At 49.2% G+C, this 24,917-nt stretch carries 20 protein-coding genes; 5 read left to right on the forward strand and 15 right to left on the reverse strand.

Annotated features, from left to right (window positions below):
- Nucleotides 1-21: 21 nt before the first annotated feature.
- On the forward strand, nucleotides 22-1,800 hold the full coding sequence (locus V5J77_RS25085) for an ABC transporter ATP-binding protein (protein ID WP_338557063.1): 1,779 nt from the start codon (nucleotides 22-24) through the stop codon (nucleotides 1,798-1,800).
- Nucleotides 1,801-1,903: 103 nt separating this feature from the next.
- Here the strand turns inward: V5J77_RS25085 and V5J77_RS25090 are convergent, their stop codons facing one another.
- Together V5J77_RS25090 and V5J77_RS25095 are read right to left on the reverse strand one after the other, a co-directional pair.
- Entirely contained in the window at nucleotides 1,904-3,490 is a 1,587-nt protein-coding gene (locus V5J77_RS25090) for a hypothetical protein (RefSeq protein ID WP_338553509.1), read from the reverse strand.
- A gap of 257 nt (nucleotides 3,491-3,747) precedes the next feature.
- The gene (locus tag V5J77_RS25095) at nucleotides 3,748-5,238 is read right to left on the reverse strand and encodes a catalase (protein ID WP_338553510.1); all 1,491 of its coding nucleotides are present in this window, start codon (nucleotides 5,236-5,238) and stop codon (nucleotides 3,748-3,750) included.
- A gap of 265 nt (nucleotides 5,239-5,503) precedes the next feature.
- Here V5J77_RS25095 and V5J77_RS25100 point away from each other — a divergent pair, with 265 nt between their 5' ends.
- Together V5J77_RS25100 and V5J77_RS25105 are read left to right on the forward strand one after the other, a co-directional pair.
- The gene (locus V5J77_RS25100) at nucleotides 5,504-6,805 is read left to right on the forward strand and encodes an ATP-binding protein (protein ID WP_338553511.1); all 1,302 of its coding nucleotides are present in this window, start codon (nucleotides 5,504-5,506) and stop codon (nucleotides 6,803-6,805) included.
- The gene (locus V5J77_RS25105; RefSeq protein ID WP_338553512.1) at nucleotides 6,795-7,457 is read left to right on the forward strand and encodes an RloB family protein; all 663 of its coding nucleotides are present in this window, start codon (nucleotides 6,795-6,797) and stop codon (nucleotides 7,455-7,457) included. The genes V5J77_RS25100 and V5J77_RS25105 overlap by 11 nt, the downstream gene beginning before the upstream one ends.
- A gap of 74 nt (nucleotides 7,458-7,531) precedes the next feature.
- On the opposite strand, the gene V5J77_RS25110 is transcribed toward V5J77_RS25105, so the two are convergent.
- From V5J77_RS25110 to cls, 3 genes are all read right to left on the reverse strand, one after another.
- The gene (locus V5J77_RS25110) at nucleotides 7,532-8,383 is read right to left on the reverse strand and encodes a winged helix-turn-helix domain-containing protein (protein ID WP_338553513.1); all 852 of its coding nucleotides are present in this window, start codon (nucleotides 8,381-8,383) and stop codon (nucleotides 7,532-7,534) included.
- The gene (locus tag V5J77_RS25115) at nucleotides 8,365-8,754 is read right to left on the reverse strand and encodes a transcriptional repressor (RefSeq protein WP_338553514.1); all 390 of its coding nucleotides are present in this window, start codon (nucleotides 8,752-8,754) and stop codon (nucleotides 8,365-8,367) included. The genes V5J77_RS25110 and V5J77_RS25115 overlap by 19 nt, the downstream gene beginning before the upstream one ends.
- A 569-nt stretch (nucleotides 8,755-9,323) precedes the next feature.
- Nucleotides 9,324-10,769, reverse strand: coding sequence for a cardiolipin synthase (cls, locus tag V5J77_RS25120; protein WP_338553515.1), 1,446 nt, complete (start codon nucleotides 10,767-10,769; stop codon nucleotides 9,324-9,326).
- Nucleotides 10,770-10,916: 147 nt separating this feature from the next.
- On the opposite strand from cls, the gene dgt reads away from it, so the two are divergent.
- Nucleotides 10,917-12,233, forward strand: coding sequence for a dGTP triphosphohydrolase (dgt, locus tag V5J77_RS25125; protein ID WP_338553516.1), 1,317 nt, complete (start codon nucleotides 10,917-10,919; stop codon nucleotides 12,231-12,233).
- A 419-nt stretch (nucleotides 12,234-12,652) separates the two neighbouring features.
- On the opposite strand, the gene V5J77_RS25130 is transcribed toward dgt, so the two are convergent.
- Complete coding sequence (locus V5J77_RS25130; RefSeq protein WP_338553517.1) at nucleotides 12,653-13,615, reverse strand: nucleoside hydrolase; 963 nt, start codon at nucleotides 13,613-13,615, stop codon at nucleotides 12,653-12,655.
- 215 nt (nucleotides 13,616-13,830) lie between these two features.
- The gene (locus tag V5J77_RS25135; protein ID WP_338553518.1) at nucleotides 13,831-14,814 is read right to left on the reverse strand and encodes a D-alanyl-D-alanine carboxypeptidase family protein; all 984 of its coding nucleotides are present in this window, start codon (nucleotides 14,812-14,814) and stop codon (nucleotides 13,831-13,833) included.
- A 272-nt stretch (nucleotides 14,815-15,086) separates the two neighbouring features.
- On the opposite strand from V5J77_RS25135, the gene V5J77_RS25140 reads away from it, so the two are divergent.
- The gene (locus V5J77_RS25140; protein WP_338553519.1) at nucleotides 15,087-16,955 is read left to right on the forward strand and encodes an LTA synthase family protein; all 1,869 of its coding nucleotides are present in this window, start codon (nucleotides 15,087-15,089) and stop codon (nucleotides 16,953-16,955) included.
- 98 nt (nucleotides 16,956-17,053) lie between these two features.
- Here V5J77_RS25140 and bcp read toward each other — a convergent pair whose 3' ends face one another.
- The 8 genes from bcp to V5J77_RS25180 form a co-directional block, all read right to left on the reverse strand.
- Nucleotides 17,054-17,521, reverse strand: a complete 468-nt coding sequence (gene bcp / locus V5J77_RS25145; RefSeq protein WP_338553520.1) for a thioredoxin-dependent thiol peroxidase — start codon at nucleotides 17,519-17,521, stop codon at nucleotides 17,054-17,056.
- 64 nt (nucleotides 17,522-17,585) lie between these two features.
- Nucleotides 17,586-18,647 carry an asparaginase domain-containing protein gene (locus tag V5J77_RS25150; protein ID WP_338553521.1) on the reverse strand — a complete coding sequence of 354 codons (1,062 nt, stop codon included), beginning with the start codon at nucleotides 18,645-18,647 and terminating at the stop codon, nucleotides 17,586-17,588.
- A gap of 131 nt (nucleotides 18,648-18,778) precedes the next feature.
- Nucleotides 18,779-19,354, reverse strand: a complete 576-nt coding sequence (locus tag V5J77_RS25155; protein WP_338553522.1) for a ferric reductase-like transmembrane domain-containing protein — start codon at nucleotides 19,352-19,354, stop codon at nucleotides 18,779-18,781.
- Nucleotides 19,351-20,451 (reverse strand): FAD:protein FMN transferase, encoded by a 1,101-nt coding sequence (locus tag V5J77_RS25160; RefSeq protein ID WP_338553523.1) that lies wholly within the window; start codon nucleotides 20,449-20,451, stop codon nucleotides 19,351-19,353. Before V5J77_RS25160 ends, V5J77_RS25155 begins: the two co-directional genes overlap by 4 nt.
- 2 nt (nucleotides 20,452-20,453) lie before the next feature.
- Nucleotides 20,454-20,843 (reverse strand): hypothetical protein, encoded by a 390-nt coding sequence (locus tag V5J77_RS25165; RefSeq protein WP_338553524.1) that lies wholly within the window; start codon nucleotides 20,841-20,843, stop codon nucleotides 20,454-20,456.
- 243 nt (nucleotides 20,844-21,086) lie between these two features.
- Nucleotides 21,087-22,106, reverse strand: coding sequence for a galactose/methyl galactoside ABC transporter permease MglC (mglC, locus tag V5J77_RS25170; RefSeq protein WP_338553525.1), 1,020 nt, complete (start codon nucleotides 22,104-22,106; stop codon nucleotides 21,087-21,089).
- Nucleotides 22,107-22,139: 33 nt separating this feature from the next.
- Nucleotides 22,140-23,651 carry a sugar ABC transporter ATP-binding protein gene (locus V5J77_RS25175; RefSeq protein ID WP_338553526.1) on the reverse strand — a complete coding sequence of 504 codons (1,512 nt, stop codon included), beginning with the start codon at nucleotides 23,649-23,651 and terminating at the stop codon, nucleotides 22,140-22,142.
- Nucleotides 23,652-23,796: 145 nt separating this feature from the next.
- A complete protein-coding gene (locus V5J77_RS25180) occupies nucleotides 23,797-24,825 on the reverse strand; it encodes a galactose ABC transporter substrate-binding protein (protein ID WP_338553527.1) in 1,029 nt (342 codons plus the stop codon).
- Nucleotides 24,826-24,917 lie beyond the last annotated feature (92 nt).

The raw sequence follows: 24,917 nt of genomic DNA on the forward strand, positions 1-24,917 counted from the left end.
CCTGCTTTGCCCAACCTCGGAATGCGTGGAGGCCCTCCGGGCATTTCATCTGCAAAAGCCAAGCCCAAAAACACGTTCCAGACGCTGCGCCGGATATGGAGCTACTTGGGCCGCTACCGTGCAACGCTAATGAGCGTGCTGTTTGCAACGATAGGAGCAACGCTGCTGTCGCTCGCCGCGCCATACCTCATCGGCTACGCCATTGATCAATATATTATTCCTCGAAGCTATGACGGACTGCTGTCGCTATGCTTTCTGCTGCTTGCTGTATATGCGGGCAGCTCCGTGTTGACCTGGCTCCAGCAGAAGCTGGTGGTGAGCGCATCCCAGAATACGGTGCTGGATATGCGCCGCGACCTGTTCGGACGATTACAGCTGCTGCCGCTTCGCTTCTTCGACGGCAAGACGAACGGGGAACTCATGAGCCGAACCACGAACGATATCGAAAATGTCTCCAGCACGCTCAGCCAAAGCGTCACGCAGCTGTTATCCAGCGTCATCATGCTTGCTGGATCACTGGCCATTATGCTGTCGCTCAATGTGTGGCTGACTCTGCTCAGCATGGTTACGATTCCGCTCGTGCTGCTGTTCACCCAGAAGGTGGCGGGCTTCACTCGCCGCTTCTTCTCCAAGCAGCAGCAGCATTTAGGCGAGTTGAACGGCTTTATCGAGGAAACGGTAGCCGGGCAAAAGGTCGTTCAGGTGTATCGCCGCGAGCAGCGTGCTGCGGAGCAATTCGATAAAATGAACGGCGAGCTTACGAATGCCAGCATTCAAGCGCAAATTTATTCGGGAACCATCGGACCGTTCATGAACGTGCTGAACAATCTCAGCTTTGCGCTTATTGCCGCTGTTGGCGGCTGGATGGCGCTGAAGGACTGGACGACAGTCGGCATCATTGTCAGCTTCTTGAACTACTCCAAGCAATTCCAGCGCCCGCTTAACGAGCTGGCGAATCAGTTCAATTTGCTGCAATCTGCTGTGGCGAGCGCGGAACGCGTATATGAGCTGATTGATACCGATACGGAATACGAAGGAGACGGCAACAAGCAGCTTGAAGTCTGCACCGGCCATGTCCGCTTTGACGATGTATCGTTCGGCTATCGAGAAGGGCATCCGATCTTAAGCCATGTATCGCTGGAAGTAAAGCCCGGACAAATGATTGCTCTCGTTGGCCCAACCGGAGCCGGTAAAACAACCATCATTAATTTACTAACGCGGTTTTATGATATTGGTGAGGGCACGATTACAATTGACGATGTCAATATTCGCGAGCTTGACCGAAACAGCCTGCGCCGCCAGCTCGGCATCGTGCTTCAGGACGCTTATGTATTCTCCGAAACAGTGCGCGAGAACCTGCGCTACGGGCGGCTTGACGCTACCAATGCGGAGATTGAACAGGCCGCGCGGCTGGCGAACGCTCACAGCTTTATCAGCAAGCTGCCGCAGGGCTATGACACGCCGCTCACTGCTGGTGGCGGCAACCTCAGCCAAGGGCAGCGCCAGCTGCTGACCATCGCCCGTGCCGTGCTTGCCGATCCGTCCATCCTCATTCTGGATGAGGCAACAAGCAGCATCGATACGCGGACGGAAATGCATATTCAGTCCGCCATGCGCAAGCTAATGGAGGGGCGCACCAGCTTTGTGATCGCCCACCGTCTCAGCACCATTCGCCAGGCCGATCAAATTCTTGTCATTGCGGACGGCGGCATCAAAGAACGCGGGACGCACGACGAATTGTTAGAACAACAGGGCTTCTACTATGACCTGTATATGAGCCAGTACCAGCGCAGCGGTTAGAGCCGCAGGCGAGGGCAAACAAGGCGAGCGGAATGATCTCCGCTCGCCTTTGCTTTATTTTCAGCATAGTTTGCCTATCTGATAATATCGTTCACAGCTGGTTCTACTTTTTCAAACCGCCTGACAAAATAAGCAGCAGCTGCCGTTTAGGGAGGAACATATGAGCGATAACATACAGGAGCAGGGGCGGCAGGGCAACCCAATAGCCATAAAGCCCCCCAATTGTCCTCATGACCGCCTCTCCTGATTGACTGAGTATTTCCGCGCTTCGTATAATTTGCATAAACATCATTACAGGCGACTGATGAGCATCCGTAATGTACAGATAGGAAGGCACGAAGTTACCGTAATTAAGCGCTGTTTGCAGCAGCAGCATGCCGCAGGCAGCGGACAGCAGCATCACAAGGGACAGCTTAGCCTCCAGCCGCAGCACAGCGGCAACCGCCCAAACTGCCGCCGCCGAAAAGCTGGTAACTGTTATCACAGCGAACAAAGTATTCAACATTCCCATCTCTCGAATGGTCATATAACTGGATATTTTAAACGGCTGGATGGTTAATAGGGTAATCATTGAAAGGGCGATAGAGGCTGAGAACACGATTATTTTTTGCTTGGATCTAAACGCCCCAGCCATCGCCATTGCAATAACGACCGCCGGAACCGCTCCTGCCAGCGAGATAAGCATATATAATAAAATGGAGGTGCCAAAAGACGGCCATCCCTGCTCTGGCAATGGCTCAAACGAGCCGCCTTCCACCCAGTAAGGCAGAAAATAAATTATTGTAAACAGTGCAAAAACGACCACTGCTGTAATCGCTCGTCCCATATAACTAACATTCGTCTCTAGCTCTCGTTCTCCGCAGAAAGTCGCCTTGTATAGCAGTCGGAGCGGAATAAACAAAAGAAGCAAGGATACTGCCGATAGCAGCATTTGCAGCACATTGATGGCGGCGCTGTAGCTGAAATTAGCCTGCATCATTCCCGATTTTAATATATACGTGTCCAGAACATCCAGCGATGGAATAGTGATCGGATTCGACAACAAATAGGTCATGGAAAATAAACCGTTGCCTATAAAGGCAAGCGATGAGAGCGCGAACAAGCCCGCCCCTTTGAGCGGCAGCCAAGCATCTCTGTCACTTCGGCTTTCACTCGCAGCATAGATGATAGCGATAGGTACACCCATATACTTCAAAGCGCTGAGCAAAGGATGCAAGAAGCTCATCACGGATTCCTGTAAAAAAGGCTCGCTGCCGAGCACATACATCCACCACTGGCTATAAATGCTGACAGGCAACAAAACAATCAATGCTCCTAGCATGACTGCTCCTTGCCGCAGCTTGGACGGAAGCACAAGCAATACATAGCCCGCTATAGCAGCAAACACAAATACAAGGCCCGCGAATTTCAGGTTAAAGGCGACTGTATTGCCTACAATTTTCATAAATTCAGATGATTCCATTAAAGCTTGGAAATGTCGGAGCCCCACCCAGGATGAATTCACAAAACCGCTAAAAGGTTTATAATCCTGTATGCTCATCACGATTTCTTTCCCAAATACTACCATTGCCATCAATAAACCGATACCCATGGCAATTAATGATACTAGCGTATAAACCTTTGATCCTGCTGTTTCGCTATTGCCATCTGCTGGAACTACGGGCTTGGCATACTGATTTTCGCTACTCATCGCTTTTCACATCCAGTTTTATTTAATCTATTATTTCCGAAACAATATTACCCATAATGCAAAATTATTACAACACTTTTATAAAAATTATGAAAAAAAGCGCTCCAAGTCCCCTTGTGTGTAAGGAGGCCTAAATATAAAACAAACAGGCGTAGCCCCCTTGCCAGAGGACACCGCCTGTTTATACTTCCTTTTTATACCCTTGCATTTTTCAACAACCTATAAATGCGCCGTTACCCGCTGTGCCTTGACTCTTCCTAGCTCTGCGGCATATGCTTGCGAATATCTACGCCAAGCCCTTCGGACAGTCTCATCCCCAGCTCCACGTTAGCCCGGAAAAAGTTGCAAATGGCGCGCAGTTGAATATCCGCATTCGTTTGCCCCAGATCATTAACCAAATTTTTCACCAAATTGTCCTGCTGCGGCCCTGTCAGGGAAAGATAGCGCTCGCCCGCCTGCGTGAAATCATCGGTTTTATCAATTTTCTGGCGGCCGGCAAACCCGTGGACAGGAAGGGTATGGTCAGCGTGACCTCGCTTGGCCTCCTGCGGACTTGTGCTTGAGCTATTTGGCTCATAATTGACGCTGGAGGAATCGGCCTTCATCGTCATCGCTCCGTCGCGCTGGTGATTACGGGCAGGCGCATAGGGGCAATTAACCGGAATGTGCAAATAGTTCGCACCCAAACGGTAGCGCTGTGTATCTGGATAGGAAAATAAGCGGCCTTGCAGCAATTTATCCTCAGACGGCTCAATGCCTGGCACCAAGGCGCTCGGCGAGAACGCCGACTGCTCGACCTCGGCAAAATAATTTTCCGGGTTGCGATTCAATGTCATCGTACCGACTTTGTGCAGCGGGTACATATCCTCCGGCCACGTCTTGGTTGGATCGAGCGGGTCAAAGGAATAACGCTCCATATGCTCAGGAGGCAGCATTTGCACATGCAAATCCCATTCCGGGAAATCTCCTTTTTCGATGGCAGCATATAAATCCCTAGTCGCATGGTTAAAATCACGCCCCTGCATCTCCGATGCTTCCTCAGCGGTAAAATTGCGCACACCCTGCTTCGATTTCCAGTGGTATTTCACATATGTCAGCTTGCCCTCGGCATTAATCCACTTGAACGCATGCACGCCAAAGCCGTCCATTTCACGGTAGGTCGCAGGTGTGCCATCATCGGAAAACAACCACGTCAGCATATGCGTCGATTCTGGCGACAGCGTCATAAAATCCCAATAGCGGCCGGGCTCCTGCACATTCGTCTGGGGCGACGGCTTCAGGGAATGCACCATATCGGGAAACTTCATCGCATCGCGAATGAAGAACACTGGAAGATGATTTCCAACAATATCCATATTTCCCTCTTGCGTATAAAATTTCACCGCAAAGCCGCGCGGATCACGCGCCGTCTCAGGAGAACCCGTTCCATGAATAACGGTGGAAAAACGGACAAATACCGGCGTTTCCACCCCCGCCTGCTGCAAGAAATGAGCCTTCGTATGAGCAGCCATGCTGTTCTCTACGCGAAATACGCCGTGCGCGCCTGCGCCTCTGGCATGAACAACCCGCTCTGGAATCCGCTCGCGGTCAAAATGAGCCAGCTTCTCCAGCAGATGATAGTCCTCCAGCAGCGTCGGGCCGCGCTGTCCGGCTGTACGCGAATTTTGGTTATCGGCAACAGGCGCGCCTTGATTCGTTGTCATGTAGCTCTCATTCGATTGGGGATTCATATTCGTTGTATTGGTCATCGTTTTTACCTCCGAGTTGGATTTAGACTTGGTCTAAATATTTACCCTTATTATAGCGAGGCCAAACGACGCCTGTCATGAATATTGGATGAACGTATGATGAAGGTTGGATGAACATGCTGCTTTTATAATCAAACTTCAATCTTGAACACTTCACCTTAAAGCAAATTTACGCTGATTTCTGTGAATTTTTCTCACGATCTGTATTAAACGAAAGAAAAAGATTATAATTATAAAGATGACCCAGAGAAATGAGGTTGATAAAATGTTAGTCCAGTTTAGTGTGGAGAATTTTTTATCTTTTAAAGAGAAGATGACATTTAATATGACTACCCATAAATCGATGAATGAACATGAAGAAACTCATGTATTCGAGCATGAGGATTTCCGCTTTCTAAAAAGCGCTGTATTATATGGAGCGAATGCTAGCGGTAAAAGTAATTTGTTTGTAGCCATGGGGAGAATGAAAATGCTCATGCTTAATTCCTCAAAAGAATCTCAAGCAAATGAAGAAATAGAAGTAGAAGCTTTCAAACTTAGTACAGAAACAGAGAATTCCCCCAGTTTGTTTGAGATTGTTTTTATATATAACCATGTGTTATATCGCTATGGCTTCGTTGCTGATCGTAAACGTATTCATGAAGAGTGGCTTTACTACCGCCCAGATTTAAAAAAGAAAAAGGAAATTGAGCTTTTTGCTCGGGATGGAGATAGTATCAAAATTAAGCCTAAAACAATATTTACTAGCGAAGCTAAAGGCCTAGAAAGTAAAACGAGAAAAAATGCTCTTTTTATTTCTGTTGTTGCTAATTTCAATGGGAAAGTCGCAATGGATATTTTAGAGTGGATAAAACACTTAGATTTTCTTTCAGGAATTAAAAACCCTATCGATTACACGTTAGAAATGTTAAGTGATCCCATCTATAAAATGAAAATTTTAAATTTCATTCGAATTGCGGATTTAGACATAGAAGACTTGCACATGGAAAAAATTGATTTAACCCAGTATGAATTCCCCAATGATATTCCTAAAGAAGTTACAGAACATTTATCAGGAGTGAAAGTAGCAATTAGTGCTCACAAGAAATTTAATGAGAACAAAGAGCAAGTCGGTCTAAGTCTCTTTGATGTAAATGATAACGAGTCCGAGGGAACCAAAAAGTTTTTAGGTCTGGCTGGTCCAATTCTCGAAAAGTTTGAAAAAGGCGGTGTTCTTGTTGTTGATGAGTTGGATGCAAAGCTACACCCCTTGCTAACCAGAAAAATAATCGAAATGTTTAACTCCTACGACATAAATGCAAATAATGCCCAGCTTATTTTTGCCACTCATGATGTGACTAATTTAACGAAAGATATTTTCAGAAGAGATCAAGTTTGGTTTACAGAGAAGGATCATTATGGCGTGACCGATTTGTATTCATTAGCAGATTACAAACAGGAGCAACTAGAAAAGAAAGTTAGAAATGATGCTTCTTATGGAAAAGACTATTTATTAGGCAAGTACGGAGCCATCCCTAATATTGGTGATCTTCATTTGTTTTTGGAGGATAACGATTATGGGAACTGACGATTTACATCATAAAAGTAGACGAAGAACACAAACCGGTGACTATAGCAGAAAATCTAGAGGAACAAAGGAAAAGCGTGAAACATTTCTCATTGTTTGTGAGGGGAAACAGACTGAACCAAACTATTTTAGATCATTCCCTATTAAATCTGAGGTTGTACATTTGGATATACGCGGAGAAGGGAAGAATACGATAAGTTTGGTGCAAGAAGCAGTCAAGTTGAAAAATGCGGCTATAAAGCAGGGGAAGCCTTACGTGCAAGTATGGTGTGTATTTGATAAAGATTCGTTCTCCAATGAACAATTTAATAATGCTATCAAACTTTGTAAAGATGTATCAATTGATTACGCCTATTCAAATGAAGCCTTTGAATTATGGTACCTACTGCACTTTAATTATATTGATACAGCACTCTCACGTGAACAATATAAAGACATGCTCAGCGAACGCTTAGGCAAAACATATCGTAAGGAAGATCCAAATATATATGCATTATTACAACAAAAAGGAAGAGAAGATCAGGCAATACAGCGCGCCAAAAAGTTAGAAAAACACCATATTTCTATTAATGGAAAACTTGATCCCTGCAATCAAAACCCTTCTACTAATGTATTTAAACTTGTTGAAATTTTGAATAAATTTGTTCAATAAAAACATTTTCAATTTGTAATAGTAAGCCCTTCCTGAATAAAAGATCAGGTAGGGCTTACTATTTATTTTATCGCTTACGACGATACAACCTCATCCGCCAGCCGGTAGCCCGCGCCCCGCACCGTCACAATGTATTTCGGCGCTACTGCGCTGTCCTTCAGCTTCTTGCGGAGCGACTTAATGTGCACATCTACGACATTGCTGCCGCCGAGAAACTGACTGCCCCAGACCGAATCGAACATCGTCTCCCGCGAGAGCACGGAGCCATCGGACGTAATAAACATAAGCAGCAGATCGTATTCGGTCTTCGTCAGATCAATGCGCTGCTCGCCGCGGAATACAGCCATTCTTTTCAGATCGACCGTCAAATCCTTGTAGTGGTAGCCGGATACGACGACGGGGCTCGACTGCGGCTGCTGATCCATCATGCGGTTGATCTGGTTAACAGCCTCCTGCGGAGCAGCCGGCCATTCAATCATCGCTGCGGCATCTGGCAGCAGATGGCGGATCACGCCTGCCGGAGCGCCCGCCAGGAACAAAATCGGCACTCCTTTAAGATGCGCCGTATGCTGCAAGGCAGCCTGCAGCGCTTCTACCGCATCCGTATGTCCCTGCACATACGGCGTCGCATCATAGATCAGCAGCTCGGGCTGCAGGCTGTGCACGAACGCTTTATTCAAATCATGCAGCGTAAATAAATCAAAGCAATCTGCCGCAAGCAGTTGGAGAAGACTGTGCACCCGCTGCGGGAACGGGCTGACAACCATCACCCGCTTCGTCATGGAGCAGACCGCTCCTTCCGGCAAAATGTCCTCGCCAAGCTGCTCCGTAAAATCCGGCTCAAAGCTGTCCTGACGTGGCCGGGCGGGCTTTTTCCCATTTAAAGCTGTCTGTTTGTCCTGATTCGTTACGACTGGCTCGCGCATGGCTCGCAAACCCCCTCTAACACAATATGTGAATGGTGAATAATGAATCTGGTTTCCTCCGCAACCCGGCGAGTCCACTCCTGTGGCACCTCAATCATTACTTCCTCAATTCGCCCGCATTTGCTGCACATAACATGCTGGTGCTCTTCCGTACGACCGTCGTAGCGGCTAACCGCCTCACCGAGCTTTAGCTCGCGGATAACACCCGCATCGGTTAAATAACGAAGCGAATTGTAAACCGTCCCGTAAGCAAAGTTGAAGCCTTTGCCCCGCAAACGCTCAATGATATCGGCAGCTGCCGGATGATCGTGAGATTGCTGAATAACGTCCAAAATCGCCTTGCGCTGAACCGTTAAATTTAGCTTTGCCATAAGGCCTTCATTCCTTCAATTTTTGATTTAGACTAAGTATAATTCTGTTGTCAAAATCGGTCAACCCCACCTCTACCCCCTAATGACCTATTGTCAAAAGCTAGCTGAATCAATGTGCTCACGACTTTGTAATCATTTTGCGAAAAATGAGGAATTGTAATATTCTGAATATTTACAAATTTCAAATAATAAGATATGATGTACCTATCCTAAACGAGAGGGGATAGCCCGTTGGAGTAGCGTAAGCGAAGCATGTCTCCCATTATAAGTGGAAAGGAGCTTACAAGGATCATCCGGACATGTGGGAACTCACCGTAATGAGCAAGCGATAAGGCTGCACCGTCACTTAGTTGTTTAAGACAGGTAAGACAAGCAATACTTAACTTTGATAGTTTGGTTTTCAATGAGAGTTCATTCGGTTGTGATTGTGGCAAGCGCAATAATGAATGGAAGTTGTAAATGGAAATGCGAACTTTGGAATGGAGCGTTTGAATAAATTGAATAGAAGTGAATCTGAAAGTTAAAGGGGTTCCGGTTATCATTGATAAGCGGGACCCCTTTATGCTGCCCTATAGAATAGGTGAGAGCAGCCTGCTGATGGATTCCTTGAAGCGTTCAAACAGCGGACGTTTGGCAAACTCGTCTTTCTGGAGCTTGATGCTATTGTTAATATCCGCCTCGAAAATTTGCTTTAATTGGCCCGCGGTACTTTCCTCATAAATAAAAGCGTTCATCTCAAAATTCAGCTTAAAGCTGCGAATATCAATATTCGCTGTCCCCACCGAAGCAATCTTGCCATCGATGACAATCGTTTTGGCATGCAGGAAGCCTTTTTCATACAAATAACACTCAATGCCTCCTGCCAGCAGCTCGGCAATATAAGCGCGGGTCGCCCAATACACGAAGAAATGGTCGCGTTTTTTCGGAAGCATAACCTGCACCTTCACACCGGATTGGACGGCAATTTTCAGGGCGGTCATGAGGCTTTCGTCGGGCACAAAATAAGGCGTTTGCAGGCAGATCGACCGTTTTGCCGAATAAATCATTTTAATGTACGCATCTTTAATTTGCTGATCCTCGGAATCCGGGCCGCTGGCTACAACCTGCATTCCAATGCCGTCGCCTTCTTTTACTACCGGAAAATAACTGCGATTCAGCTCCACCGTACCAGAGGAAGCGAGATTCCAATCCATAAGAAACTGCGCCTGCATTTGATGCACGGCATGTCCATTCACCCGCAAATGCGTATCCCGCCAATCGCCGAAATGCTTGTCCAGACCTAAATATTCGTCTCCCACATTAAATCCGCCAATATAACCCGTCATGCCGTCGATGATGGCCAGCTTGCGATGGTTGCGATAGTTCAGCTTTAAATTTACATAAGGAATGCGCGAGGGAAAAAAGGCCTGTGCCTTGCCGCCTGCTTCTCGCAGCTTGTTAAAAAACGAACGCGGAAGCCCGGAGCTCCCAATGTGGTCATAGAGAAATTTGACCTCTACCCCTTGCTGCGCCTTCGCTACCAATACTTTGAGCAGTCGGTTGCCCAGCACATCATTACGCACAATGTAATACACCAGATGAATATGATGCTCTGCGGACTCCATATCGGCTATTAAAGCATCAAATTTTTCGTTGCCCTCCGTATAAATCCGAATGGCGTTATTTTGCGAAAACAACGCATAGCTGCTGACCAAATTCATAAAAATCATATCCCGGTACTCATTCGTCTCGGTATCACGAAAGACGGTGTTGCGATCCTGAAGCTGAAGCTTCTGCCGCTCCACGGTATCTTCAATGATGCGCTGGCTGTCTCCAAGCAGCTTGAACAGCTTGCGTTTGCGTAATTGCTGGCCGAGAATCAAATATAGAATAAAACCGAATACAGGTATGAAAGATAATACCATGATCCAAGCCCAGGTAGAGCTAACATTGCGTCTCTCCAAGAACACAAGGGCGAAAGCGAGCAATATATTCAGCAAGGTGAAGATGAAATAAAAGTCTTGAAACGTAGTCATCGCTAAAGCTCCCCCGTTATGCCATTTATATCTTGCACATTTATTTATAATTAATCAAATCATACTCTATGGGCGGTATATGTTCAAACTTGAAAGTATGCTACAATTTTTCAAAAGAACTGCTGGAGCGGCATGGGAGGAACAACAATGGACTTACGCAAGCTACGATTGGACGAACCTGCGCTGGGAACTTTCAGTGAAGAACGAGACGAATATGAACGGGATTATGCCCGCTTGATTCAATCCCCCGCTTTTCGCAGGCTGCAAGGAAAATCACAGGTATTCGGCGCTGGTTCTGGCGACTATTACCGCACGCGGCTGACGCACTCGCTTGAAGTTTCACAAATCGCCCGCGAGGTTGCACGGAGACTGGGCAAGCAATATGCCTTTTTAGCTAAAAAAGAACATCCGGGCCTCATGCTCGATCCCGCCGTCGTTGAAATTGCGGCGCTCGCCCATGATCTTGGCCATCCGCCATTTGGTCATAAAGGGGAAGAGGTGCTTGACCACCTGCTTCAGGAGGAGCATGGCATGACCTATGAAGGCAATGCGCAAAACTTCCGCATCCTTATGTTTCTGGAGAAGCGCGCCGGAAGCGGCAGCGGGCTTGATTTGACCGCGGCCGTGCTGCTGGCTACAAATAAATACCCCTATTCGCTGGATGAGCCTGGCCGGCTTAAAGGTCTTTACAGCTCCGAATGGGCAGATATTGAGCAACTGCGTCATTTATGGAAAATGCCCAAGGGCCGCTCCACACTCGAAGCGCAGCTGATGGATTTATGCGACGATATCGCTTATTCCACCCATGATATCGAGGATGGCATTCGCGCAGGCAAAATTCAAATGAATCGCACGTTTTTTGAAGATCAGCGCCTGATTGACCATCTGGTACAGGAAATTGTCGAGGACCAGGGCAATATGGAGGTTGGCTGGCATCAGGTGGACATTCCTGCGATGGTGAAGAAGGTGCTCGCCGCTTATTTGGAGCAATGGGAAGAGCTGTATGCGCTGTATGATCAGGAAACGTCGCGCACGCGCAGGGAGATGAAAGCGCGCTGGGTCAGCGTTTTTGCCGGAAAGGTCGGCATTATTGACTCTTCTTCGCCAGGCTGGAAGAAGGTTACCTTCGTCAAGGATGGACAGCAGGATCTGGAGCTGCACCGAACGATGGAAATTCTCAAGAAGCTGGCGTGGGTGACGCTGATTAAAGATTTCCGCGTTCAGCGTCTGCAAAAACGCAGCGAAATTATGATTCGCAGGCTGTGGGAGAGCTTCCGTATTCCTGATCACGGACGTCTCATCATTCCGCCAGACTGGATTGCGAACTATGAGCAGCACAAGCAAAATTGGACTTGGCCGCGCTTCGTCGCAGACTATATTTCCGGTATGACTGACGCTTATGCGGAAAAGGTTTATGCCGAGCTTTATGCTAGCAAATCTGGGTCGATTTACGAAATGGACTAGCGTAATTCAAAGCGTCGTTCTAGTGCTTTTGGTGAAAAGAGGCTGCGCTGCATGAAAAGGTTGGCTTCCGATCGCCATTGCCCTTGAATATCTTTGAATAAGCCACCCAAGGTGGACATTCAAGGACAAAAGTATATGCTTACGATGCTGCTTTCCTACGGAAAGCTTTAAACGAACGCTACGCTTCTACAGTCCAACCTTTTCATTCCGCTACGCCTTATTCTCTAATTTTCTAGAAAAGACTTTTTAAATATACTGCTTAAGGATGGTACTTAAGCAAAAAAAGAAAGAGATGCAGCTTGTCAGCTTCATCTCTTTTTTTACCAAAGTGAATTGGAAGCCTCTGTGTACTAATAACCCGCACAGGTAGGCTTTGAAACGCCACAATTACTAATGCTAAATTACTAATGCTAAACTGCTTAAGCTGGATTAAGCTCGGCGTTGCAGGCCAGCTGTGTTATATAGTCGAAGAAACGCTCCGGCTCCACATCGTATACGAGGCTGACCGGACGGCCATCAGCCGCTTCAATGGTGCGTCCTTGGCTGGCGCCATGCGCAATCGCCTTGCTGTGCACCGTCTTCATTGAGACGAGGCTTGAATCGCCCACCGTCGCTGTCGTTAGAACATCCCATAGGTAATACGTCGAATTTGTCTCCATATAAACAAGCGGTGGACAGGCTGCATAACATTGCCCGACAAAATCCATGCCCTCATGGCGGCGCAGTGAAGCCCAACGATTGCGAATCGGCACCGTGAGCGGCACTTTATTCGTGCTTTCCAATGCAACGAGGAAAATCGGAATTTCGCTTGCCCATACCCGCTCTACGGCCTCCGGGTCCCAGAACGCATTCCACTCAGCAGTGCCATCATGCTCCGGCTCCTGTACGTTGCCTTTCTCATTGAACGTTCCGCCCATCCAGACAAGCTTCTCGATCTTCGCTTCTATATCTGGCGCTTCATCTAATGCGCGGGCCAAATCGGTCAGCGGGCCCGTGAACAGCAGCGTTGTTTTCTCATCTGAGGCACGAATAACCTCAATCATGTGAAGATGGGCTGGAAGCTCCGCTTCGCGTGTCTTGATCTGCTCTGGCTCGTTTAAGATCGGCAGCGCATCGACGAAAAACGTATGCATCCGCCATTCCGCAGGAAACGGATTGCGCCCGCGAGAATTGGACCGTGCAACCTCGACGCTTGCCGAGGCATTGCCACGTCCAAAGCGGTCGATGATTTTGCGGCTGGCTTTCATGCCAGGCTCCAAATAGCCATCGGCCGGTATGACCGATACGCCGACCAACTCCACCTCTTTCATTTGCAGCACAAGAAATAAAGATACAAGATCATCTACACCCGCATCATGATTGTAATAAAGTCTAGTTCCCATCCGCATCCATTCCCTTCATTCGTATAAAATGATCCTTAATTTGTCCATCCTAAAGCTGAGGAGGTGAGCTGTCAATGGCAAAGGACGCTCGAATCAAAAATCTAGTTAGCATTCAGAAGCGGATTGCAAAGCGGCAGCATACTCATAAAAAGCAGCGTCTACCCGCCTGAGCTCATTTCCAGACTGGGTAACGCTGCTTATACAATACACTGCTATTACTGACTTACTGGAATGGCGTTATAATATTCCTCCAGCGTCTCGTCGTTATCCGTCAGTTCCTTCGCCAGCGCCTTCCCTACATAACGAAGATGCCAAGGCTCGTATTTGTAGCCGGTAATTTTATCCTTGCCTTCGGGATAACGGATAATAAAGCCATATTCATAGGCGTGCTTGCCAAGCCATTCCGCTTCATCGGTTCCGCCAAAGCAGCTTTCAGCTGCGCATTTGCCATCGCTTCCAGACACGTCAATCGCAAGCCCAGTCTGATGCTCGCTCGTTCCCGGTATCGCACTGTACGTCCTAGCCTTCTCTAGTCCATCTCTTTTCACATAACGATCAAACAGCGACTTTTGGGTCGCCTGTGATCGGTACGCTGACACACCGGCTAAATAAATTTTGTCCTTCTTCGCTCCTGCGAACAGCTCTTCCAAAGCATCCGCCGCAACCTTCCGCATTTTGCGCTTATCAATCTTCTCGCTGAAAATAAAGGCTACATCTGGATATACCAGCTCCGAAGGCTCATAGTCATCCGGGAGCTTGTTTTGCTTATTCACTAGCGCCGTAATGCTTTCCGGCTCCGCGACAACGGCTAAGCCCTCATCCAAGTCCGAGGACGAGCTGCCGCCAGATGGCTTTGCTGTTGCCTTCGGCGTCGCTGTCGGCTCTGGGGCCGGCTTCACAGTCGGCGACGCTGTAGGAGCAGGCGTGACCGCTTGCGTTGCTTCTGCTGTTGGTGTTTCTTCCGCTGTCTCCGTGGCTGTTGCCTCCGGTGTAGAACTCTCCTCAATCGGCGATAGAGACGGCGAAGCGTCTACCTCGGCAGCAGCCTCTAACGTCGGCGAAGCAGCAGCTGTATTACCTGAGCCTGAGCCTGGCGCCTCCGCTGCCGTTTTATCAAACCTCACAACTACTATAATAGCCATCGCAATTAAACATAAGGAAAATAAAATAACGACCGCTCTTCTGCGTTTTCTCTTCATGATGCACTCCTCAACTAGTTTCATTAATAGGAAAAAGGTGTAATAAACGATTGAGCTGTACTTTTTATACTATACCTAATAGACTTCATTCTGTCTTAAAAGGTTGCCGAAATTTCCAATGTAATTTTTGTGAGCCTATTGCGCGAAAACGCAGCATAGGGTTATTTTTGCATTTTGACATTCTACTGCGGAAAGAGGCATAATAAGTATGAATTTATCGTAAATTTACGAGTGACTCGGCCCTTAAATGGCGAGGAAAGGTAGGAGATATTTTGACTTTATCTGCACCAAAGCGTCTGTTCAGCACCCGGCCTATCATTGCTTTCTCTCTTATTGTTCTTTTCAAAAGCTATCTGGCATGGATGGTTGTATTCGGAAGCCCGTCGTGGAGCACCCTTTTCAAGGAGGTTCCATTTGCCTTAATCGTCTTTTGTCTTATTGAATGGTTCGCAACGAAGCGCAAGCTTACTTATTATTTAACAGCCAATTTACTAATCACGGCCATCCTCTTTGCTGTGCTAATGTACTATAAATATTACGGCGTCATAGTCACCAGCTCTGCCTTAAAGCAGGTCAATCAGGTAACGGCGGTCAGCAACAGCGTATTTTCATTGATGGACCCGTATTATTTACTCGTCTTCATTGATGTGATCCTTATGTTCTATTTTCTTATGCGCAAGCAGAAGGCGCGGTATTGGAAAACCGCCAGCCAGACTCGCTTGAGCAAAAAAATGTTAACTAGCGTTTTCGCGGTATCGCTCGGCTTGTGCTTGTTTAACATTTTGCCGAATAGTGCCAGCATGAACGAGATTGTGAAAGCCGAGCAAATGGGCATCCTGAATTATGAGGCCTATACGCTTTTTGGCAAAAAAGAACCGGAGCTTGTCGATTCCTCCACGATTACGCAGGAGCAGATCAACAGCCTCAAGACGCTTGAGCCTGTCGCCACGCCGCAGCTGCAAGGCGCTGCCAAGGGCAAAAACCTGATTATTATCCAGCTGGAATCCTTCCAAAACTTTCTCATTGGCCTTACTATTGACGGCAAGGAAATTACGCCGAACATGAATAAGCTGGCGAAGGACAACTATTATTTCAAGCATTTCTACCAAGGCGTGGGCCAAGGGAATACGTCCGATGCTGAATTTATAGTGAACACATCCTATTATATTCCGTCAAATGGCGCCGCTACCCAAGTGTATGCGGGCAAGATACTGCCGAGCCTGCCGCGCGTTTTAACGGAAAACGGCTATGATACGGCGACGTTTCATACGAATGTCGTGGAGTTCTGGAACCGTGGCGAGCTGTATGAGGCGCTTGGCTTCAATCGTTATTATGACAAAGCCTTTTTCGGTGAAGAAGATACGGTATTTTTTGGCGCTTCCGATGAGGTGCTTTATAAGAAAACAGCGGCTGAGCTGGCGAAAATGGACGGCAAGGATCAGCCCTTTTATGCCCAAGTTATTTCGATGACCGCTCACCATCCCTTTACGATACCGGATACGAAGTATCAAATGGAGCTGCCTGAGCGCTACGAGGGCACATTCGTCGGCGATTACATTCGCGCCCAGAACTACGCGGACTACGCGCTGGGTAAGTTTATTGACGATCTCAAGCAGCGCGGCTTATGGGATGACAGCCTAATTGTGCTGTACGGCGATCATCTGGGCTTGCCGATTTATTCGCTGGATCGCGATGATAAAGAGTTAATGGCGGAAATTTACGGCTATGAGTACAGCTATACCGATATGATTAATATTCCGCTTGTTATTGCTCCACCTGGCATTACTTCGCCTAAAGAGTTTGATCAGCTAGGCGGACAGGTTGATTTGCTGCCAACGATTTCGAACTTGCTTGGCATTTCGCTGGATAAGCAAATTCATTTTGGCCAGGATTTGTTGAACAGCACCTCATACAACCTTCTGCCACAGCGCTATTATTTGCCAACGGGCTCCTTCGTCAGCAGCAAGGAGCTGTTCCTTTCCGGCAGCGGCTACGATGATGGCACCCATCACCCGCTGGCAGGCGATGGCCGGGAAAGCGCCAAGAAAACAACCGAGGATGAATACAACCGCGCACTGGAGCTGCTCCAGCTCTCCGACAGCTACGTTGGTCAGCTGCCAGACCGCGAACCGCAGAACTGACGCAAACAAGCGGCAGGCAAGACCCTGGGCGTATACCCGGGTCCTGCCTGCCGCTTTATTTTTCACAAAATCGCTTGTCATCTAGCATGCTGCACCTATTAGACCTGCTTCGCTGCCTCCAGCACTTCCTGCACATGGCCTTCAACGACGACGCTGCGCCATTCCTTTGCCAGCTTGCCCTCTTCGTCGATTAGAAAGGTTGAACGCTCAATACCCATAAACTCCTCGCCATTGCGGCTGCGCAGCTTCCATACGCCAAACTGCTCGGCAACCTGATTAGCGGTATCCGAGAGCAGCAGAAATGGCAGCTCATGAGCCGCGATAAACTGATCATGCGACGCCAGATCATCTGGGCTGATGCCTATGACTTCGGTGTTGAACGCTTTGAATTGTCCATTGTAATCTCTAAAATCGCACGATTCCGTCGTACAGCCCGGCGTCATATCCCGTGGGTAAAAATAGATGACCAGCTTCTTGCCTTTATAGTCATGCAGCGAAACGTCCGTACCATTCGAGGCTGGCAATGTAAAATTTTCAACCTGTTGTCCGATTTGCACTTGCGTCATCTCCAATCAGCTCCTTTATAATGGCTATTGCGCCTTGCTTACTCAATCAACGATAGCATGTCCATCAGCGGGATGCCACAAACTCATAGAAGAGCGGGGTATTCATGACAAACTCGCGAATTTGCTGCTTATCATTATAAATGGAATAAGCAAGCGTCAGCTTCATAAGCGCTGCGTCCACCGACATATTTTCGATAAAGGCTACCCCCGCCTGCTGCAAGGCAACCGACGACGCGTAAAGCGTCTCTGAGCTGTCCTTGAGCGGACACAAATACAAGTCTACGCTATGCTTGGCGCAATACTCGGCAAAAGCAAGCAGGGAATGACGCTCGCTCCCACTCGTGTTCGCCGTGCCGGAGTGGAACAGATCGTGAACGACGGCCTTCGGCGCTTTTTGTCCAAAATCAAAATAGTCATAGGTCATGCCGAAAAACGGCTTCACATACAGCAGTCCCGATTGCAGCTTATCCTTGCCAGCGGCGAAAGGACTCGGAGCAGGCTTGCGAGAGCGAAGCTCCTGCGGGGAAGGGTTGTAAGGATGCTCATTTACGATCAGCTTGCCCTCGCTCATCATCCCGTAATGCACGTCATACGGGCATTCCAATTGATCAGTGAATGACACCGCCTGCGTAACGCGTGTACCCAAATACACGATAGCCTCGCCTGCACTATTTTCATAGACGACATAGACACCCTTTAGCCTCTCGCCATCTATAAATTCAACAGCCGCGGCAAAGTTCCGCAGTCCATTGCTGCGCGGATCGCCAAGCGGGTAGTTGCTCGCCACAAGTACTATCGGAAGGGGACTATCACAAAAAATATAACTCAGCATTGCAGCCGAATAGGCCAGCGTATCCGAGCCATGAGTCACGATAATGCCGTCATAGCGAGAAAGGTCTGTGCTGCGGATCGTTTCAATCAACACATTCCAATCATCCGGTACTAGGTTTTCACTAAGAATATTTAGCGGCTGAACACATTCCAGCTTTACAGACTTGCGGTAACGGGGGCCCGATTGATAGCCTTCTATGATGGCATAGGAGCCTGCCTCGCGCACGCTAATCGCTCCCGCGCCAGCTTTGCTGCCAATCGTCCCTCCCGTGAAAATAACAAGAAGATTGCTCACTTCGTTTCCTCCATATCCAGCGGCTTTGAAGAACATCCTTTACACCAGCCGCCTGTTCATACCAATCCCCATTCATTCTACTATCTTCTCCGCAAGCTGTCTAAACCTATACGGGACTGCTAAAAAAATGATCAGCCTTTCGCCGCGACACCCCGATTTTTCACAGCTCCTGGCTTTTTCTTGACGGTTGCCCGCCCCAGAAGCAGGCATACGGTGACGATTAACGTCGCGCCATACATGAATTGCACGAGGCCAAGCTGTGTGTCCGTCCCAGCCAAAATACCATGAAACAAGGCCAGCAAATAAATCGGATAAGCTAGCATATGGATAGCGAGCCACACTTTGCGTTTCAGCTTTGGCCGTAGATCCGAGGTCAAAATGAGTATCAGCATGCCGTAAAGCGCAAGGGTGCCTATGCCATAGACGACCGGATGATCATGTGCGGTAAAAGGAATCAGCAGCTCACTCCATGTAAAAGGCGTGTACGTATCAATGACGAGCACCGCCATGTGCAGCAGCGCCAGCAGCGTTCCTCCATTCGTAAAGCGGATATGCCAATTGTAGACGCGAGCTTTGCTTGGCCCTTTCACAAACGGATAGCTGTACAGCATGCCCAGCGACATGCCAACAAACAGCATTAAATAAGAGCCAATACCAAGCACCCGCGTCATTTGCCATGTCGGCCAGCTCAAAATCCATTCTGTCATGCTAATTCCTCCTTCTCGCGTTCGATTATGCTTTCAAGCTCGCTTTTAATCACACCTTCGACTCTGCTTTCGCTGTCATTGCCGTTGCCGCGTCTACCTGCCGACACCGCATTTACCGTACTATGCAATTGCTGCGGGATATGCCACTCCAAGCCAAGTCTGCGGCTTTTTCCATGCTTCACGATCTCTCCATTGCTCATAAAAATAACGGCTTCAAAGTCTCGCGCATGCTCGTCCATTAGCCGAATGCCCTTATCAAGGCCGCCGATGCACAGCGATTTCGCCCATATTTCGCAGGCGACGGCATCCGGGCCAGCAACTGCTGCCTGAACGATGTTGCTGACGCTTGGCTTCATTGTCAGCGGATCGATCAAATGATGGAAGCTTCTGCCGCCCGCCTCCCAACGCCTGCCCAGAATGCCCGAGGTTGCAACTGCACCGTTCGCCAGCAGCAGCTCCCCGATTACAGCCCCAGCTTCCCATGGGTGCTGGAGATCAATCATTGCTGGCTGCGCGGCTTCGCTCCCGCTATTCCACGCATACAAATCGCCGCCGGCATTGACGATGCCTGCCGGAACCCTTCTGCTGCGCCTCAGCCAATCGGCGAGCTTCTGCACCGCCCAACTCTTCGCGATACCGCCCGCATCGAGCCCTGTTCCTTCGGCGAGCTTCACCGCCTTCATGCCATAATCCAGCTCCAGCTCGCCAGCCAGACTCAGCCTCTGCCGCTCCGCACCGCCCGCTTTCGCCTGAAACGCCGCCGCATGCTCGAAGGACTGCGAATAACCAGATGCCTCAAGCCCCGGCAGTATTCGCAGGTCGAATATTCCCTCCGTCAGAGCGCGATGGTGCTCCGCCGCGGCAATAACCTCAAATACCCAGTCCGACACAACGACCCAGCTGCCAGTCGAGCGGCTAAGCCTGCTCCATTCGCTATCCGGGCGGAAGCGGCTGAACCGCTGCTCTACCGCCTCAAACCAGTCGCGAGCGCGGTCGGCATAAAAGGCCGTTGTGCGACGTTCTTCTGCCGCATAATCCAGCAAAATTTCGACATTCGTATTCATCGCCCGAAACCGTATCGTCCCCCGCCCGCTCATAATTAGGACCTGCCTGACTGCGAGCGCATGCTGCCCGAGCTGCTGGAGCTGCCGCTTCCACTGCTGCTACGGCTGTCTACGCTGCCGCGGCTTTCTGAACGCGAACTGCCCGTTCCGCTTTCGCTGGAGCTATCCGACCAATTGCTCCCGCTGCTGCCATTATTCCAATCTGAGCTGCCGCCTCTGCTTCCGGGCCCCGTGGACAACCACTGGTCCACCGTATCCTGCTGATCGCTTTGCTGCTCCGTTCCTGAAACTGAGCTGCCGCCAGCTGATGCCGTTTGCGCCGCCTGAAAAGCCGCTGTATTTTGCACCGTGCTGAACAATATAAAGACGCCGACCGCTCCTGCGGCTCCAAGCTGCCATTTTAACCATTTCGAATTTGCACTCATCTTACTCCACCTGCCCTACTCGTTGTAATTTAGTTAAGTATATGGAGGCAAGATGAAGGCAGGGTTAAATGAATCTGAAGAAATGCTAAAAGAAGCCCTGCTCTACGATGCCTGCTGCACCTTTATACAACAGAAAAGAATGCGGCCCGAGGACCACATTCTTCACCTGTCTCTATTCAGCTTGGCTAATGATCAGTAAGCGAAGCCTTCTTCCTGCCCTTACCTCGTTGATTCTAAGCGCCGCTATTTCTTCGCCACATATTTGCGAATATCAAAAGCAACCGCAGCGACAATAATCATCCCTTTAATAATGAGCTGCCAGTACGGGCTTACGCCGACAAAGGTCAGACCGTAGTTGATGACGCTGAAAATGAGCACTCCGGCGAGAATACCCCGCACGCGCCCCACACCGCCCGCCGTCGAGACGCCCCCGACGACACAGGCCGCAATCGCATCCAGCTCGTACATATTTCCGTAGTTGTTCGTAGCTCCCCCAGTGCGGGCAGCCTCCAGCACGCCTGCCAATCCATACAGCGCGCCAGCAATCGCATAAATATAAATTAAATTGCGCGATACATTAATGCCAGATACATTAGCCGCTTGGATATTGCCGCCGATGGCATACATATTTTTGCCCAGCCGCGTGTTGTTGAAAATAACCCAGACGATAAACGAGACGACAATCGCTATAATGACGATATACGGGATCGAATAGGTGCCGTTCGGCCCGATATACCCGGTCCCCAGCTTGCTGAATTCCTTGCTTAAGCCCCCAATAGGCTGCGACTGATTAGGCTTCATATCGAAGTAAAACGAGTTTACGCCGTACACGATAACCATGGAGCCGAGCGTCGCAATGAACGGCGGAACATGAAACTTCGCAACAATAATGCCGTTGATCAAGCCAAAAATCAAACCGACAACAATCGCCAGTATAATCGGAACGATAATCGGCAGCTCCGGCAAATTTGGGAAAAACTTGCGCGGATAATCCGACATTTGCAGCATCGACGCCGAGACAACGGCGCTCAAGCCAACAATTCGCCCGGCGGATAAATCCGTTCCTCCCGTAATGAGTACAAACGCCACGCCTAAAGCGATAATGACCCGTGTTGACGATTGCAGCAAAATATCCCGCAGCGTCGTAATGCCGATAAAATTAGGATCGGCTACAGCTATGCCGACGATAAGCAGAACCAATATAATATAGATCGCATTTTGGGAGAAAAAATGCTTAACTCCCTTTGCCTCCAGTGCATTCATCGTATTCACTCCTCCAAGTTGTGCTGTTCGCCATTACTGTGCGGCAAGCCGCATAATTTCTTCCTCTGTCGCCGCTTTGCCATCCACGATGCCAGATATGCGCCCCTCGCGCATGACGATGATGCGGTCGGACATGCCGATCAGCTCCGGCATTTCGGAGGAAATCATAATGATGCTTTTGCCCTGCTTTGCAAGCTCAATCATGAACGAATAAATTTCGTATTTCGCTCCAATATCAATGCCGCGCGTCGGTTCGTCAAGCAGAAGCACCTCCGGATCGGTCAGCAGCCATCTGGCGAGCAGCACCTTCTGCTGGTTGCCGCCGGACAAGTTGCGAATAAGCTGCTTGGTCGATGGCGTTTTGACCCGAAACTTCTCTACGCTTTGCTGCGACACTTCGGAAATCCGTCTATTGCTGATTAAGCCATAAGGTGTCTTGAATCTGCTTAAGTTTGCAATAACCGTATTTTCCGAAATCGTCAGCACAGGAAAAATCCCGGTAACCCGCCGTTCCTCCGTGAGCAGCGCAATGCCCTGACGGATAGCGTCAGACGGCGCCTTTAATTTAATTGGTTTACCATGCAGATGAATGCTGCCCTGCTTGAGTGCCCGCATGCCAAACAGCGCTTCAATGACCTCCGTACGCTGCGCCCCAACTAGCCCGCCAAGTCCTAAAATCTCGCCCTTGCGCAGCTCGAACGAAACATCCTTAAACGAATGCGGATGCACCGAGGTTAAGCCCTCCGCCCGCAGCAGCACCTCGCCCGGCACATTCGTCCGCTCCGGATAACGATTCGATAGGTCCCTGCCAACCATGCGGGTAATGATTTTATCAATCGTCAGCTCCTTCGCTTCCCAAGTGCCGACATGCTTCCCATCGCGCATAATCGTAACATCATCTGAAATCCTCAAAATTTCTTCCATTTTATGAGATATATAAATAATTGACACGCCGCGCCGCCGTAGCTCATTAATAATGCGGAACAGCTGCTCCACCTCATTGCCCGTGAGCGAGGAGGTCGGCTCATCCATGACGATAACCTTGGAATGAAACGATACTGCTTTGGCGATTTCCAGCGATTGAATTTTGGATACGGACAGATCGCCTACCTTTTGCTTCGGATGAATATCCATCTCCAGATCTTTGAGCAGCTTCACCGTTTCCTCCTGCATTTTGCGGTGGTCAATGAATTGCAAAGGCCCTAGACCTCTGGTCGGGAATCGTCCGAGCCAGATATTTTCCATGACGTCGCGCTGCGGCACCGGGTTCAGCTCTTGGTGAATCATCGACACCCCGAGGGCCAGCGCGTCCTTCGAGCTGTTGATTTGCACGAGCTGCCCACCGAGCATAATCTCGCCGCCGTCGGGCTTGTAGATGCCAAACAGACATTTCATCAACGTCGATTTCCCTGCACCATTTTCACCCATTAAGGCATGTACCGTACCGGGGCGCAGCTTCAGCGTCACATCGTCGAGCGCCTTTACGCCGGGAAAAGATTTGGAGATGTTATTCATCTCTAGCACATAAGCCGGATGCTCTGGCATTTGTGTAACACCCCTTTACATACAATTAAGTTAAAATTATCAATTTAATAATCGGAAAAAGAGCAAGGGCAGCGCCAGCCTAAATGCTTCCCTTGCTCTGCTTATCCGCTATCCACCGTCTCCCCGCAGGCAGTCGGCTTAGCGATTATTTCAACACTTCATCCTTGTTCGCGCTCGTTACCTTCTGATACGGAATCCACACGTATTTGCCATCGGTAATTTCGAAGCCTGTATTCTCCTTGCTTGGCGTCTCGCCAGCAGCAAGTACACGGGACAGCTCAACCGTCGCCTTGCCTTGGTTCGTCGCATCATTCAATACCGTTCCGAGCAGCGTGCCTTCATCCAGTGCCTGGATAGCAGGAGCGGTAGCATCCACGCCGACAACTGGAATGTATTTATCGCCTGTAAAATAACCCGCAGCCTTCAGAGCTTCAATCGCCCCCAGCGCCATATCATCGTTGTTGGCAAGGACAGCTTCGATTTTATCGCCATGCGAAGCGATGAACGCGGCCATTTTTTCTTGACCCTTCACGCGGTCCCACATTGCGGTATCCTCCGCCAGCTTCTCGACCTTAATGCCTGCATCCTCAATCGCCTGCACGGAAAACTTCGTCCGCAGCTCGGCATCCTGATGGCCCGGCTCGCCTTTGAGCATGACATATTGCAGCACGCCGTCGCCGTTCTTATCCGCTTCCGGATGCGCCTTCCAATAATCGACGATGAGATCGCCGGACATCGTGCCCGACTCCTCCGCCTTCGCTCCGACAAAATACACCTTGTCCCATTTCGCCATATCATCAGCTAGAGGCTCGCGGTTAACGAACACGACCGGAATATCCGCGGCTTTGCCTTTATCAATAATGACGCCCGCTGCTGTACGGTCTACCGGGTTAATGATCATGGATTTGACCTTCTTGGTAATAAACAGGTCAACTTTGTCATTTTGTGTCGGCTGTGAGTTTTGGCTATCTACGATATCCACCTGTACCTTGCCTGCCGCCGCTTCCGTAATCGCGTTGCGGACGCCCGTCATAAACGTATCGTCGAACTTGTAAATCGCTACCCCAACCTTTGGCTGGTCGCCCTCGCTTCCCCCTGCGTTGCCGTTGGATGCCGAGCAGCCTGCCGCTACCGCCAATGCGCCGATCAGCAGCGCAGCTGTTACCTTTTTCATTTCATCATGACCTCCCCGTTTTTTTGAAATATTGGTCCATGCTGATGAGCATTTGCAGCTCTGTTTCTCTTTCTTGTCCTCATTATGTCCGA

This window comes from Paenibacillus sp. KS-LC4 (assembly GCF_036894955.1).
Taxonomy (GTDB): Bacteria; Bacillota; Bacilli; order Paenibacillales; family Paenibacillaceae; genus Pristimantibacillus.

What these genes read in the sequence shown, in the direction of transcription:
- V5J77_RS25085 (WP_338557063.1), top strand. Translation starts at nt 22, where the DNA reads ATGCGTGGAGGCCCTCCGGGCATTTCATCTGCAAAAGCCAAGCCCAAA.
- V5J77_RS25090 (WP_338553509.1), bottom strand. Translation starts at nt 3,490, where the DNA reads ATGAGTAGCGAAAATCAGTATGCCAAGCCCGTAGTTCCAGCAGATGGC.
- V5J77_RS25095 (WP_338553510.1), bottom strand. Translation starts at nt 5,238, where the DNA reads ATGACCAATACAACGAATATGAATCCCCAATCGAATGAGAGCTACATG.
- V5J77_RS25100 (WP_338553511.1), top strand. Translation starts at nt 5,504, where the DNA reads ATGTTAGTCCAGTTTAGTGTGGAGAATTTTTTATCTTTTAAAGAGAAG.
- V5J77_RS25105 (WP_338553512.1), top strand. Translation starts at nt 6,795, where the DNA reads ATGGGAACTGACGATTTACATCATAAAAGTAGACGAAGAACACAAACC.
- V5J77_RS25110 (WP_338553513.1), bottom strand. Translation starts at nt 8,383, where the DNA reads ATGCGCGAGCCAGTCGTAACGAATCAGGACAAACAGACAGCTTTAAAT.
- V5J77_RS25115 (WP_338553514.1), bottom strand. Translation starts at nt 8,754, where the DNA reads ATGGCAAAGCTAAATTTAACGGTTCAGCGCAAGGCGATTTTGGACGTT.
- cls (WP_338553515.1), bottom strand. Translation starts at nt 10,769, where the DNA reads ATGACTACGTTTCAAGACTTTTATTTCATCTTCACCTTGCTGAATATA.
- dgt (WP_338553516.1), top strand. Translation starts at nt 10,917, where the DNA reads ATGGACTTACGCAAGCTACGATTGGACGAACCTGCGCTGGGAACTTTC.
- V5J77_RS25130 (WP_338553517.1), bottom strand. Translation starts at nt 13,615, where the DNA reads ATGGGAACTAGACTTTATTACAATCATGATGCGGGTGTAGATGATCTT.
- V5J77_RS25135 (WP_338553518.1), bottom strand. Translation starts at nt 14,814, where the DNA reads ATGAAGAGAAAACGCAGAAGAGCGGTCGTTATTTTATTTTCCTTATGT.
- bcp (WP_338553520.1), bottom strand. Translation starts at nt 17,521, where the DNA reads ATGACGCAAGTGCAAATCGGACAACAGGTTGAAAATTTTACATTGCCA.
- V5J77_RS25155 (WP_338553522.1), bottom strand. Translation starts at nt 19,354, where the DNA reads ATGACAGAATGGATTTTGAGCTGGCCGACATGGCAAATGACGCGGGTG.
- V5J77_RS25160 (WP_338553523.1), bottom strand. Translation starts at nt 20,451, where the DNA reads ATGAGCGGGCGGGGGACGATACGGTTTCGGGCGATGAATACGAATGTC.
- V5J77_RS25165 (WP_338553524.1), bottom strand. Translation starts at nt 20,843, where the DNA reads ATGAGTGCAAATTCGAAATGGTTAAAATGGCAGCTTGGAGCCGCAGGA.
- mglC (WP_338553525.1), bottom strand. Translation starts at nt 22,106, where the DNA reads ATGAATGCACTGGAGGCAAAGGGAGTTAAGCATTTTTTCTCCCAAAAT.
- V5J77_RS25175 (WP_338553526.1), bottom strand. Translation starts at nt 23,651, where the DNA reads ATGCCAGAGCATCCGGCTTATGTGCTAGAGATGAATAACATCTCCAAA.
- V5J77_RS25180 (WP_338553527.1), bottom strand. Translation starts at nt 24,825, where the DNA reads ATGAAAAAGGTAACAGCTGCGCTGCTGATCGGCGCATTGGCGGTAGCG.